The 12976-nt window shown below is 68.0% G+C and carries 11 protein-coding genes and 1 tRNA gene; 2 read left to right on the top strand and 10 right to left on the bottom strand.

The window, feature by feature from the left end; translation table 11 throughout:
* Positions 1-91 precede the first annotated feature (91 nt).
* From rpoB to ACFY0K_RS28670, 9 genes are all read right to left on the bottom strand, one after another.
* Positions 92-3577 carry a DNA-directed RNA polymerase subunit beta gene (rpoB, locus tag ACFY0K_RS28710; RefSeq protein WP_351957568.1) on the bottom strand — a complete coding sequence of 1162 codons (3486 nt, stop codon included), beginning with the start codon at positions 3575-3577 and terminating at the stop codon, positions 92-94.
* Positions 3578-4134: 557 nt separating this feature from the next.
* Entirely contained in the window at positions 4135-4518 is a 384-nt protein-coding gene (gene rplL, locus ACFY0K_RS28705) for a 50S ribosomal protein L7/L12 (protein ID WP_093499670.1), read from the bottom strand.
* 121 nt (positions 4519-4639) lie between these two features.
* Positions 4640-5170, bottom strand: coding sequence for a 50S ribosomal protein L10 (gene rplJ / locus ACFY0K_RS28700; protein WP_009330729.1), 531 nt, complete (start codon positions 5168-5170; stop codon positions 4640-4642).
* A gap of 414 nt (positions 5171-5584) precedes the next feature.
* A complete protein-coding gene (locus ACFY0K_RS28695) occupies positions 5585-6496 on the bottom strand; it encodes a hypothetical protein (RefSeq protein WP_390642262.1) in 912 nt (303 codons plus the stop codon).
* 164 nt (positions 6497-6660) lie between these two features.
* Positions 6661-7386 (bottom strand): 50S ribosomal protein L1, encoded by a 726-nt coding sequence (rplA, locus tag ACFY0K_RS28690; RefSeq protein WP_093499673.1) that lies wholly within the window; start codon positions 7384-7386, stop codon positions 6661-6663.
* Between the two features lie 81 nt (positions 7387-7467).
* Positions 7468-7902: a 50S ribosomal protein L11 gene (gene rplK, locus ACFY0K_RS28685; protein WP_037858373.1), complete on the bottom strand. Its 435-nt coding sequence runs from the start codon at positions 7900-7902 to the stop codon at positions 7468-7470.
* A 237-nt stretch (positions 7903-8139) separates the two neighbouring features.
* Positions 8140-9000, bottom strand: coding sequence for a transcription termination/antitermination protein NusG (gene nusG, locus ACFY0K_RS28680; RefSeq protein ID WP_390642261.1), 861 nt, complete (start codon positions 8998-9000; stop codon positions 8140-8142).
* An 80-nt stretch (positions 9001-9080) separates the two neighbouring features.
* Positions 9081-9365, bottom strand: coding sequence for a preprotein translocase subunit SecE (secE, locus tag ACFY0K_RS28675; protein WP_093499675.1), 285 nt, complete (start codon positions 9363-9365; stop codon positions 9081-9083).
* 109 nt (positions 9366-9474) lie between these two features.
* A tRNA-Trp gene (locus ACFY0K_RS28670) sits at positions 9475-9547 on the bottom strand.
* A gap of 261 nt (positions 9548-9808) precedes the next feature.
* Between ACFY0K_RS28670 and ACFY0K_RS28665 the strand changes: the two genes are divergently transcribed.
* Complete coding sequence (locus tag ACFY0K_RS28665) at positions 9809-11035, top strand: pyridoxal phosphate-dependent aminotransferase (RefSeq protein ID WP_390642260.1); 1227 nt, start codon at positions 9809-9811, stop codon at positions 11033-11035.
* Positions 11036-11190: 155 nt separating this feature from the next.
* Positions 11191-12231, top strand: a complete 1041-nt coding sequence (locus ACFY0K_RS28660; protein ID WP_390642259.1) for an adenosine deaminase — start codon at positions 11191-11193, stop codon at positions 12229-12231.
* A 7-nt stretch (positions 12232-12238) separates the two neighbouring features.
* On the opposite strand, the gene ACFY0K_RS28655 is transcribed toward ACFY0K_RS28660, so the two are convergent.
* Positions 12239-12856 (bottom strand): helix-turn-helix domain-containing protein, encoded by a 618-nt coding sequence (locus ACFY0K_RS28655; RefSeq protein WP_390642258.1) that lies wholly within the window; start codon positions 12854-12856, stop codon positions 12239-12241.
* Positions 12857-12976 lie beyond the last annotated feature (120 nt).

Genomic DNA, 12976 nt, shown 5'->3' with positions numbered 1-12976 from the left:
TCAATCCCTCTCAGGGTTGTAAGTCTGTGGTCTGAAACGGGGGCCTGGGGGTCGGCGGGGCCCTGATACCTCAGGGCCCGCCGGACTCCCGTCAGACCTCTTCGACGCTGCTCGGCTCACGCCGGGACAGGTCGATGCCGAGCTCCTCCGCAGCGCGGAAGACGTCCTCGTCGGTGTCACGCATCTCGATGGACATACCGTCGCTGGACAGCACCTCCACGTTCAGGCAGAGCGACTGCATCTCCTTGATGAGCACCTTGAAGGACTCGGGGATGCCGGGCTCGGGGATGTTCTCGCCCTTGACGATGGCCTCGTAGACCTTCACGCGGCCGGTGACGTCGTCGGACTTGATGGTCAGCAGCTCCTGGAGGGCGTACGCGGCGCCGTAAGCCTCCAGCGCCCACACCTCCATCTCGCCGAACCGCTGGCCACCGAACTGGGCCTTACCACCCAGCGGCTGCTGGGTGATCATCGAGTACGGGCCGGTCGAACGGGCGTGCAGCTTGTCGTCGACCAGGTGGTGGAGCTTGAGGATGTACATGTAGCCGATGGAGATCGGGTCCGGGAACGGCTCACCCGAGCGGCCGTCGAACAGCCGCGCCTTGCCGGTCGGCTGCACCAGGCGGTCGCCGTCGCGGTTCGGGATGGTGTGCTGCAGCAGACCCGCCAGCTCGTCCTCGCGGGCACCGTCGAAGACCGGGGTCGCGACGTTGGTGCGCGGGGCGACCTGGTCGGCGCCGATGGCCTGGAGCCGCTGGGCCCAGTCGTCGGCGAGACCGGAGACGTCCCAGCCGCGGCTGGCGAGCCAGCCGAGGTGGATCTCCAGGACCTGTCCCGGGTTCATTCGGGACGGCACACCCAGCGGGTTGAGGATGATGTCGACCGGGGTGCCGTCCTCCAGGAACGGCATGTCCTCGATCGGCAGGATCTTGGAGATGACACCCTTGTTGCCGTGCCTGCCGGCGAGCTTGTCACCGTCGGTGATCTTGCGCTTCTGCGCGACGTAGACGCGGACCAGCTGGTTCACGCCCGGCGGCAGCTCGTCGCCCTCCTCGCGGTCGAAGACGCGGACGCCGATGACCTTGCCGGTCTCGCCGTGCGGCACCTTCAGCGAGGTGTCACGGACCTCACGGGCCTTCTCACCGAAGATCGCGCGCAGCAGGCGCTCCTCCGGCGTCAGCTCGGTCTCGCCCTTCGGGGTGACCTTGCCGACCAGGATGTCGCCGGCGATGACCTCGGCGCCGATGCGGATGATGCCGCGCTCGTCGAGGTCGGCGAGGACCTCCTCGGAGACGTTCGGGATGTCCCGGGTGATCTCCTCGGGGCCGAGCTTGGTGTCACGGGCGTCGACCTCGTGCTCCTCGATGTGGATCGAGGAGAGGACGTCGTCCTGCACGAGGCGCTGCGACAGGATGATCGCGTCCTCGTAGTTGTGACCCTCCCACGGCATGAACGCCACGAGCAGGTTCTTGCCGAGCGCCATCTCGCCGTTCTGGGTGGCGGGACCGTCGGCGAGGACCTGGCCCTCGACGACCCGGTCGCCCTCCAGCACGATGACCTTCTGGTTGACCGAGGTGCCCTGGTTGGACCGGGCGAACTTGGCCAGGCGGTACGTGATGTACGTGCCGTCGTCGTTGGCGGTGGTGATGTAGTCCGCGGAGACCTCCTGGACCACACCGGCCTTCTCGGCCTTGACCACGTCGCCGGCGTCGACCGCGGAGCGGTACTCCATGCCGGTGCCGACGAGCGGCGACTCGCTCTTGATCAGCGGCACGGCCTGCCGCATCATGTTCGCGCCCATGAGGGCACGGTTGGCGTCGTCGTGCTCGAGGAACGGGATCATGGCGGTCGCGACCGACACCATCTGGCGCGGCGAGACGTCCATGTAGTCCACGTCGTCACCGGCGACGTAGTCGACCTCGCCGCCACGGCGGCGGACCAGCACGCGGGCCTCGGAGAAGCGCATGTCGTCGTTGAGGCCGGCGTTGGCCTGCGCGATGACGAAGCGGTCCTCCTCGTCGGCGGTCAGGTAGTCCACCTCGTCGGTGACCTGGCCGTCGACGACCTTGCGGTACGGGGTCTCGACGAAACCGAACGCGTTGACCCGGCCGTAGGAGGCGAGCGAGCCGATCAGGCCGATGTTCGGGCCTTCGGGGGTCTCGATCGGGCACATGCGGCCGTAGTGCGAGGGGTGCACGTCACGGACCTCGAAGCCGGCCCGCTCACGGGAGAGACCACCCGGGCCAAGGGCCGACAGGCGGCGCTTGTGGGTGAGACCCGACAGCGGGTTGTTCTGGTCCATGAACTGCGACAGCTGGCTGGTGCCGAAGAACTCCTTGATGGAGGCGACGACCGGCCGGATGTTGATCAGGGTCTGCGGCGTGATCGCCTCGACGTCCTGGGTGGTCATGCGCTCGCGGACGACGCGCTCCATACGGGCCAGACCGGTACGGACCTGGTTCTGGATGAGCTCGCCGACGCTGCGCAGACGGCGGTTGCCGAAGTGGTCGATGTCGTCGGTCTCGACGACGATCGTGCCGCCGCTGTCGCCGACCGTCTCGGTCTCGCCCGCGTGCAGCTTGACCAGGTACTTGATCGTCGAGATGACGTCCTCGACGGTCAGGACACCGGCGTCCAGCGGGGCGTCCGCGCCCAGCTTCTTGTTGACCTTGTAGCGGCCGACCTTCGCGAGGTCGTAGCGCTTCGGGTTGAAGTACAGGTTCTCGAGCAGCGTCTGCGCGGCCTCGCGCGTGGGGGGCTCGCCCGGACGCAGCTTGCGGTAGATGTCGAGCAGCGCGTCGTCCTGGCCCTGGGTGTGGTCCTTCTCCAGGGTGGCGCGCATCGACTCGTACTCGCCGAACTCCTCGAGGATCTGCTCGGTGGTCCAGCCGAGCGCCTTCAGGAGGACGGTCACGGACTGCTTGCGCTTGCGGTCGATGCGGACACCGACCATGTCGCGCTTGTCGATCTCCATCTCGAGCCAGGCACCCCGGGAGGGGATGATCTTGGCGGAGAAGATGTCCTTGTCGGACGTCTTGTCGATCGACGAGTCGAAGTAGACACCGGGCGAACGGACCAGCTGCGACACCACGACACGCTCGGTGCCGTTGATGACGAAGGTGCCCTTGTTCGTCATGAGCGGGAAGTCGCCCATGAAGACCGTCTGGGACTTGATCTCACCGGTCTCGTTGTTGGTGAACTCGGCCGTGACGAAGAGCGGGGCGGCGTACGTGAAGTCGCGCTCCTTGCACTCGTCGATGCTGTTCTTCGGCGGCTCGAAGCGGTGGTCGCGGAACGTCAGCGACATCGACCCGGAGAAGTCCTCGATCGGGGAGATCTCCTCGAAGATCTCCTCCAGACCGGACTTGGTGGGGACGTCCTGACCGGACTCCAGAGCCTCCTCGACCCGACTCTGCCAGGCGGTGTTGCCGAGCAGCCAGTCAAAGCTCTCGGTCTGCAGCGCGAGCAGGTTGGGAACCTCGAGAGGCTCCTTGATCTTTGCAAAGGAGATGCGCAGCGGGGCGGTGCTGGCGCCGTTGTTCATATTCGCGTTCGAGGCAGTGCGCGAGGCGGCCAAGAGGGGGTCCTTCCGAGGGCTCGGACTCACTACGCGCTCCCCGGTCCCGTCCCGGACGCAGAGACAGAAACCCCAGTTCAAAGGAGGTTCGGTCGTCGGCATTCGGGTGAGGGCAGACCCCTGGTGACGGGCAGGGGAAGGCTAACAGGCAGCGCAAAGGGTCAGTGTAGCCACTTGGCACACTGATGTCCAGTCTCCATTTTCTGAGACCCTCTTCATCGTCAACGCCTGCGTCATGCCTGCCCTCAACGCACGTTGATACTGCCCTCTTCGTCGCCGATCCATGCCTCGGATTCGGACCGTTCTGGCGACGCGTCCTGAGAATTGCGCGCTGCGTGCGGTTCGTCAAGGCCCCCCTGCGCAAACCCGGTGCGCCCGGTGACACGACGAAGATCACCATACCTCCCGCCGGGGCGGGTGCAAGGCAACCGTGGTCGGCCTTCCAGGAACGCCGAAGAGCGACCACCCGGATGGATGATCGCTCTTCGCGGTCTGCGCGTTACAGCCCCCGAGGGGGGTGTTTCAGCACACAGAGGTCTCGGTCGACCTCGGAGGTGTTACTTGACCTCGACGGAGGCGCCGGCGCCCTTGAGGGACTCGGCGGCCTTCTCGGCGGCGTCCTTGGCGACCTTCTCGAGGACGGGCTTCGGGGCGCCGTCCACCAGGTCCTTGGCCTCCTTCAGGCCGAGCGAGGTCAGCTCACGCACGACCTTGATGACCTGGATCTTCTTGTCGCCGGCGCCGGTGAGGATGACGTCGAACTCGTCCTTCTCCTCCTCGACCGGGGCGGCGGCGGCCGGACCGGCCGGGCCCGCGACGGCAACCGCGGCGGCGGCGGTGACGTCGAACTTCTCCTCGAACGCCTTCACGAACTCGGAGAGCTGGATGAGGGTCATGCCCTCGAACTCGGCGAGCAGTTCGTCCTGGGTGAGAGCCACGATGGCTTTCCTTCCACTAATTCGGCTGGTGCCGTATGTACATGTCTGGCGGGCGTACGTTCGGCCCGCTACGACCGTTGCCTTCGGCGGGCTGCCTCAGGCGGCGGTCATTTCGCGAGCCGAGTTACTCGGCACCGCCCTGCTCGTCCTGCTTGGCGCGAAGCGCGTCCACGGTGCGGACGAGCTTCGACGGGAGCGCCTGGAAGACCTGAGCAGCCTGCGTCTGCTTGCCCTTCAGGGCGCCCGCCAGCTTGGCGAGCAGAACCTCGCGGGACTCGAGGTCCGCAAGCTTCTTGATCTCGTCGGCGGACAGCGCCTTGCCGTCAAGGACACCGCCCTTGATGACGAGGTTCGGGTTGTCCTTGGCGAAGTCACGAAGACCCTTCGCCGACTCCACCGGGTCACCGGTGACGAAGGCGACCGCCGTCGGACCGTTGAACAGGTCGTCGAGCGTCGTGATCCCGGCCTCGTTGGCCGCAATCTTGGTCAGCGTGTTCTTCACCACGGCGTACTGGGCGTTCTCACCGAGCGACCGGCGCAGCGTCTTGAGCTGCGCCACGGTGAGACCCCGGTACTCGGTCAGCACGGCGGCGTTCGAGCTGCGGAACTGCTCCGTCAGCTCGGCTACCGCGGCAGCCTTGTCGGGCCTTGCCATAGAGCGTCGGCCTCCTTCCGGGTGATGAGGACCGCTCAGAAGGGGCTGGGGAAAACGAAACGCCCCGGCGCAGGCGCACGGGGCGTAGCTCGACCGAAATCACATACGCGACGCATGCGGCTCCGGGAGCACTTCCACAGTCACCTGCGCGGGTCGTCCGCGGTTCAGCGGATCCTTCGGCCACCGCACGCTCTTGGGAGCACACGGCAACGACCAGCGGTCTTTGGCTTCTGTAGGAGAGTACGGGACCCGGGCACTGTCGAGCAAATCGGCCACCGCAGCGCACCCTGAAGGGGCGCCGGGGGCACCCCCGGCTGACGGCTGGGGGAGGAACTACTCGCCGGAGGACCCACTCGCCCCCCGACCGTCAGCCGGACAGCCGCAGCTGCGCCCTCTCCAGGGACACCCGATGGCTCAGGAGGTCAGCCCGGTCGCACCCTGCGCCTTGAGCAGGGCCTTGAAGTCCTCGGTGTCGCCGGCCGGGGGCACCTGGGCGCTGACCTTGACGCCGTAGTCGCTGTAGTGCGCGGTCTGGGTCATCGTGCCGTTCGCCGTGGCGGCCTTCTCGGTCTTCTTGACCAGCAGGTCCTGGTCGTTGACCCAGATGTCGACGGTCTCGGTGCTGACGCCGGCCTGGGTGAGCTGCTTCTTCAGGGCGGCCAGCTGGCCCGCCGTGAGGCTGCTGCTCCGCCCGGCCAGGTCGGCCACGTCCACGGTGCCCGCGTAGTGGGTGGTGGCCTGGCCGTCGACCTTCTCCTCGCCGACCTTCCGCACGTCGCCGGAGGCCAGCAGCATCTGCACCGACTTGTTGGGCGTGGTGTTCTGCATCTGGTCCTTGAGCAGGGCCCCGGAGCCGCCGGCGACGGAGGCCAGGTCGCCGTACCCGTACCGGATCCAGTGCTTGCCGCCGGTCTGCGCGGCGAAGGTGTCGCTCATCCTCGCGTAGTAGGCGTCGGGCAGGTAGCGGGCCTCCATCGACGTCGTACCGAGCTTGCGCATCAGCTCGGCCGTGCTGCCGCCGGTGTAGGTGATGGTGACGGTGCCGGATATGCCGTGGTCCCAGGCGAGGCTGCCGTCCGTCGTCATGGACAGCAGGGAGCCCATGGTCGTGGTGGAGCGGACCCGGGCCGAGTCGGCGGCGTCGGTGGACTTCTCCGCGGCGCGCAGCTCGGCGACGGGGCTGACCCTGGTCGCGGGGCGGGCGCCGGCCCTGTCCTCCGTGCCGGAGCCTCCTGAGCCCCCCGCGGAGCTGCAGGCCGCCACTGCGGTCAGCGCGGCCGCCACCGCGATCGAGACGGCCGTACGACGCGCTCGCCTGGTCTTCATCCCGCCCACCCCCGTGAAGGTCCCGTACCCCGACGCTAACCCAGGGCACTGACAGCGCGCCGGGAGTCACTCAAACAGCAGGACGGGCCCCGCAACCGCGAGGTTGCGGGGCCCGTCCTGATGGTGTCGCGTCCCTGACGCGGCTACCGGACCGAGCGCGGGGCTCAGACGGCGGCCGGGTCCTCCTCGGTGAGGAGGTTGCGGGTGCGGTTCGGGTCGACCGGGATGCCGGGGCCCATGGTGGTGCTGACCGCGGCCTTCTTGATGTAGCGGCCCTTGGCGGCGGACGGCTTCAGACGGAGGATCTCCTCCAGCGCCGCGCCGTAGTTCTCCACCAGCTTGTCGTCGTCGAAGGACGTCTTGCCGATGATGAAGTGCAGGTTCGAGTGCTTGTCGACGCGGAACTCGATCTTGCCGCCCTTGATGTCGTTGACAGCCTTGGCGGTGTCCGGCGTGACGGTGCCGGTCTTCGGGTTCGGCATCAGACCACGGGGGCCGAGGACGCGGCCGAGGCGGCCGACCTTGCCCATGAGGTCCGGGGTGGCGACGACGGCGTCGAAGTCCAGACGGCCCTTCGCCACCTCGTCGATCAGTTCGTCGGCGCCGACGATGTCGGCGCCCGCGGCACGCGCGGCCTCGGCACGGTCACCGGTCGCGAAGACCAGGACCCGGGCGGTCTTGCCGGTGCCGTGCGGGAGGTTCACGGTGCCACGGACCATCTGGTCGGCCTTGCGCGGGTCGACACCCAGGCGGAAGGCGACCTCGACGGTGCCGTCGAACTTGGTCGTGGAGGTCTCCTTGGCGAGACGGACGGCCTCGAGCGGGGCGTACAGCTTCTCCCGGTCGATCTTCTCGTCCGCAGCGCGGAGAGCCTTGCTGCGCTTGCTCACAACTTGCTCCTGTGTGTTCTGAAGGAGTCGTGGTGTACGGGCCGAGCAGGCCCTACCACGGTGGTTCTACGAAGGTGGGGTTCAGCCCTCGACCGTGATGCCCATGGAACGGGCGGTGCCGGCGATGATCTTCGACGCGGCGTCCAGGTCGTTGGCGTTGAGGTCGGGCAGCTTGGTCTGGGCGATCTCGCGGACCTGCGCCTCGGTGATCTTGGCGACCTTGGTCTTGTGCGGCTCGCCGGAGCCCTTCTCGACACCAGCGGCCTTGAGGATCATCTTCGCGGCCGGCGGGGTCTTGGTGACGAAGGTGAAGGAGCGGTCCTCGTAGACCGTGATCTCCACCGGGATGACCCAACCGCGCTGCGACTCGGTCGCGGCGTTGTAGGCCTTGCAGAACTCCATGATGTTGACGCCGTGCTGGCCGAGCGCGGGACCGACCGGCGGGGCCGGGTTCGCCGCACCGGCGTTGATCTGGAGCTTGATGAGCCCCGTGACCTTCTTCTTCTTGGGAGGCATAGCTCTCCGGGTCCTTTCATTTCGGGTCCTGCCTGCGCGAGGGGACCAACCCGAACGCAGGCATACCGCACAACGATAACGGGTATAGATGCGCGGCCAAAAACGAAGCAGGTCAGGTGGCCCGCTTGAGGCCTACCTGACCTGGCTTGCCAAGGGGCGTGGGGCTGTAGCAATGTGCGGCTACCGCCGCGTGGGCGCGACCAGCCCCCACGCACCTTCGGCCTGAGAAACTACCGACTAGTTCTTCTGGATCTGATCGAACGAAAGCTCCACCGGCGTCTCTCGCCCGAAGATCTCCACCAGACCCTTGACCTTCTTGGAGTCCGGGTTGATCTCGTTGATCGTCGCCTGCAGCGTGGCGAACGGACCGTCGGTCACCGTCACCGAGTCGCCCACCTCGAAGTCCAGCACCTGGACCTCGACCTTGCGCTGCGGCACCGGCTTGCCCTCGGCCTCCGCCGCCTCGCGCGCCGCCTTCTCCTCGGCCTCCGGCGCGAGCATCTTGACGATCTCGTCCAGGGTCAGCGGGTACGGGTCGTACGCGTTGCCGACGAAGCCGGTGACACCCGGGGTGTTGCGGACGACACCCCACGACTCGTTGGTCAGGTCCATGCGGACGAGCACGTAACCGGGCAGCTTGTTCTGCTTGATGGTCTTGCGGTCGCCGTTCTTGATCTGGACGACCTCTTCCTGCGGCACCTCGGCCTGGAAGATGTAGTCCTCGACGTTCAGCGAGACGGCGCGCTGCTCCAGGTTGGTCTTCACACGGTTCTCGTAGCCGGCGTACGTGTGGATGACGTACCACTCGCCGGGGAGCACGCGCAGCTCCTCGCGCAGCGCCTGGACGGGGTCGACCGGCTCGGCCGGCGCCTCCTCGAGAACCTCTTCGGCCTCTTCGGCGTCCTCGGTGCCGTCGGCGTCCTCGTCCTCCGCCGTGTCCTCGTCCTCGACGTGGATGGCGGCCTCCTCGGCCGGCTCCCCCAGTTCGGCCTCGGCAGCCTCGAACTCGTCCTGCTCGTCCGCGCCCTCGACGATGTCCAGCTCGTCATCGACGGCCTCATCGGGCGTGACGGCGTCGTTCAGGTTCGGGTCAGACACGATGGCTGCTTCTTCCTGGATACATAGGGGTGGAACATGCGAAAACGGGCGCCGGTACCACGGCGCCCTTCGCTCTGTGCTCAGCCGAAGACGTACTTGGCCGCGTGGTTGAGCCCATAGTCAATCACGGTCACCAGAGCGATCATGATGGCGACGAAGAAGATCACCACGGTGGTGTACGACGTCAGCTGGTTACGAGTCGGCCAGACGACCTTGCGGAGCTCCGCGATGATCTGGCGGTAGAAAGTGGCAAGGCGCTTCAGCGGGCCCTTCTTGGCACGCTTGCCGCCCTTGCGGCCCTTCTTCTTGGACTCCTGCACCTCATCGGCATCAGGCGTGTCGATGGAGCCCACGGCGTCCGTCATTCGTCCTCACCTGGTCCCGGGTCATGGCCGTGCCGCGCCCGGTTTCTGGAGCCGCACGGCGGTGCAATGCTTGTACGTACATGCGCACACATCCTGGCGGTGTGTGTAGCAGGGCCGGAGGGACTTGAACCCCCAACCGCCGGTTTTGGAGACCGGTGCTCTACCAATTGAGCTACGACCCTTTGCTGTGTCCCCAACGTACCGCATCCGACCGGGTGCTCGGTGTGCACCTGCTCACGCGCGGCCGCTGAAGGCCAACGAGTGGAGAGTGTACGTGGTCCGCGGGCCCGCGTCGAACAGAAAGCGGCAGTCCGGGCCGACCGTACGGAAGATCGTCCTGGCCCGGGGGCGGATCCGCACGCTTGTGCATGGTTCGGTCCGTAGTTGTTCAGTCCGTGAAACCGGCGTGCCGGGCAGGTTTCCAGTCTGAAACGATGGGCCCCATGAGCGCTGCAACCCCTCCCACCGAGCGCCGGGTCTCCGCCCGAGTCGGCGCGATCTCCGAGTCCGCCACCCTCGCCGTGGACGCCAAGGCCAAGGCCCTCAAGGCCGCCGGGCGCCCGGTGATCGGCTTCGGCGCCGGTGAGCCCGACTTCCCGACGCCGGACTACATCGTCGAAGCCGCCGTCGAGGCCTGCAAGAACCCGAAGTACCACCGCTACACCCCGGCCGGCGGTCTGCCCGAGCTGAAGGCCGCGATCGCCGCGAAGACGCTGCGCGACTCCGGCTACGAGGTCGACGCCTCCCAGGTCCTCGTCACCAACGGCGGCAAGCAGGCCATCTACGAGGCCTTCGCCGCGATCCTCGACCCGGGCGACGAGGTCGTCGTCCCCGCCCCGTACTGGACGACGTACCCGGAGTCCATCCGCCTGGCCGGCGGTGTCCCGGTCGAGGTCGTCGCGGACGAGACCACCGGCTACCGCGTCTCCGTGGAGCAGCTGGAGGCGGCCCGCACCGAGAAGACGAAGGTCGTGCTCTTCGTCTCCCCGTCCAACCCGACCGGCGCGGTCTACAGCGAGGCCGAGACCGAGGCGATCGGCCGCTGGGCCGTGGAGCACGGCCTGTGGGTCCTCACCGACGAGATCTACGAGCACCTGGTCTACGGCGACGCCAAGTTCACCTCGCTGCCGGCGATCCTGCCCGAGCTGCGCGACAAGTGCATCGTCGTCAACGGCGTGGCGAAGACGTACGCCATGACCGGCTGGCGGGTGGGCTGGCTCATCGGCCCCAAGGACGTCGTCAAGGCGGCCACGAACCTCCAGTCGCACGCCACGTCGAACGTCTCCAACGTGGCGCAGGTCGCCGCCCTGGCCGCCGTCACCGGTGACCTGGAGGCCGTGGCGACGATGCGCGAGGCCTTCGACCGGCGCCGCCGGACTGTCGTGCGGCTGCTCAACGAGATCGACGGCGTGGTCTGCCCCGAGCCCGAGGGCGCCTTCTACGCCTACCCGTCGGTCAAGGCGCTGCTCGGCAAGGAGATCCGCGGGAGGCGCCCGCAGGACTCGGTCGAGCTGGCCGCGCTGATCCTGGAGGAGGCCGAGGTCGCGGTCGTCCCCGGTGAGGCCTTCGGCACGCCCGGCTACCTGCGGCTGTCGTACGCGCTGGGTGACGAGGACCTCGTCGAGGGCGTGAGCCGGATGCAGAAGCTGCTGGCCGAGGCGAAGGACTGACTCCTTCTCGCGCTGCACACGCGCGTGCGGGCCGTCTCCCTGCGGGGAGGCGGCCCGTTCTCGCGTGCGTCCTCGGGTGCGTTCTCGTGTGCGAGCAAGGCCACTAATGGGGAATCGGCTACCGGTACGGCAGGTACGTACGGCAGGATCCTGGAATGGAGCACGTACGTGATGTCTCTGAGCTGCCGAAAGCTCATCTGCATCTGCACTTCACCGGTTCGATGCGGCCGGGAACCGTCCTGGAACTGGCCGACAAATACGGCGTACGCCTCCCCGAGGCGCTTACCGACGCCCTGACCAGCGGCGAACCGCCGAGACTGCGGGCCACCGACGAGCGGGGCTGGTTCCGCTTCCAGCGGCTGTACGACGCTGCGCGCTCCTGCCTGAGAGAGCCCGAGGACATCCGGCGCCTGGTCCGGGAGGCCGCGGAGGAGGACCTGAAGGACGGTTCGCGCTGGCTGGAGATCCAGGTGGACCCGACCTCGTACGCGCCGCGCCTCGGCGGTCTGATCCCGGCCCTGGAGATCATCCTGGACGCGGTGGAGACGACCTCCCGGGAGACCGGCCTCGGCATGCGCGTCCTGGTGGCCGCGAACCGTATGAAACACCCTCTGGACGCGCGCACACTGGCCCGGCTCGCCATCCGGTACGCGGACCGGGGTGTGGTCGGCTTCGGACTGTCGAACGACGAGCGGCGGGGCATGGCGCGGGACTTCGACCGGGCCTTCCACATCGCGCGCGAGGGCGGCCTGCTGGCGGCCCCGCACGGCGGCGAGCTGACCGGGCCGACGTCGGTGCGGGACTGCCTCGACGACCTGCACGCCTCCCGGATCGGGCACGGCGTCCGTGCGGCCGAGGACCCGAGGCTGCTCAAGCGCCTGGCGGACCGGGAGATCACCTGCGAAGTGTGCCCGGCCTCCAACGTGGCCCTGGGCGTCTACGAGAAGCCCGAGGACGTCCCGCTGCGCACCCTCTTCGAGGCCGGCGTCCCGATGGCCCTGGGTGCCGACGACCCGCTCCTGTTCGGCTCCCGGCTGGCCGCGCAGTACGACATCGCGCGCGTGCACCACGCCTTCACCGACGCCGAACTGGCCGAACTGGCCCGCCAGTCGGTACGCGGCTCGGCCGCACCGGAGGACGTGAAGGCCGGGCTCCTGGCGGACATCGACGCCTGGCTGACCGCCCCGGTGGCCTGATCCCCGGTCACGGGCGGGCGGGCTCCTCGGCGACGGAGAGCCCGCCGAGCAGGGTGCGGGCGATGCGGGCGGCGAACGCGTCCACCGGCGGGCGCTCCCCGGTCTCCGTCGCCTCGTAGGAGAAGACGCGCTGGACACAGGCGCCGAGGAGCAGGGCGGCGGCCGCGGACGTGTCGGCGTCGGGCCGGATCCGGCCGAGGGCCGCCTCGGCGCGCAGGTAGCCGTCCAGGGCCCTCATCGGCACGTGCGGTCCCGCGCCGATGGTGCGCAGTGTGTCGTCGAGCTTCCGCTTGAGCTGCTGCTCGGCGTAGAGGGACGCGGTGATCGGGAAGCTCTCCTCGTAGAAGAGCGCGGCCTGCCGGGCGATCTGCGTGAGGTTGTCCTCCAGGCTGCCCCGGCCGGGTTCGACGGTGAGCTCGCCCAGGAGCGGGAGGAGCCGCGGCAGCCGCTCGGTGAGCACGTGCACGAACAGCTCTTCCTTGCTGGGGAAGTACTTGTAGAGGGCCGCCTCGGAGCAGTCGGCCGCCCTGGCGATCTCCTTGGTGGTGACGCGGGCGAGCCCGACGGTGCGCATCAGCTCGTGAGCGGCGTCGAGGATGCGGACGCGGGCCGGTTTCTGCTCCATGGCATCCAAGGATCACATGCCCCTTCAGGCGATTCCGACGGACTTCCCGAGAAGCCTTGACGGGTGAGTGAGTGCTTACCCACCCTAGAGGTGGCAATGGGTGAGTGAACACTCACCCAC

The sequence above is a fragment of the Streptomyces sp. NPDC001507 genome (assembly GCF_042894765.1).
Taxonomy (GTDB): domain Bacteria; phylum Actinomycetota; class Actinomycetes; order Streptomycetales; family Streptomycetaceae; genus Streptomyces.
This window is presented reverse-complemented; position numbering and strand designations above follow the sequence as displayed.

Excerpts from the sequence above, each read along its gene's own strand:
- ACFY0K_RS28655 (WP_390642258.1), bottom strand. The coding sequence starts at position 12,856 with ATGGAGCAGAAACCGGCCCGCGTCCGCATCCTCGACGCCGCTCACGAG.
- secE (WP_093499675.1), bottom strand. The coding sequence starts at position 9,365 with ATGACGGACGCCGTGGGCTCCATCGACACGCCTGATGCCGATGAGGTG.
- ACFY0K_RS28665 (WP_390642260.1), top strand. The coding sequence starts at position 9,809 with ATGAGCGCTGCAACCCCTCCCACCGAGCGCCGGGTCTCCGCCCGAGTC.
- rplK (WP_037858373.1), bottom strand. The coding sequence starts at position 7,902 with ATGCCTCCCAAGAAGAAGAAGGTCACGGGGCTCATCAAGCTCCAGATC.
- rplJ (WP_009330729.1), bottom strand. The coding sequence starts at position 5,170 with ATGGCAAGGCCCGACAAGGCTGCCGCGGTAGCCGAGCTGACGGAGCAG.
- ACFY0K_RS28695 (WP_390642262.1), bottom strand. The coding sequence starts at position 6,496 with ATGAAGACCAGGCGAGCGCGTCGTACGGCCGTCTCGATCGCGGTGGCG.
- ACFY0K_RS28660 (WP_390642259.1), top strand. The coding sequence starts at position 11,191 with ATGGAGCACGTACGTGATGTCTCTGAGCTGCCGAAAGCTCATCTGCAT.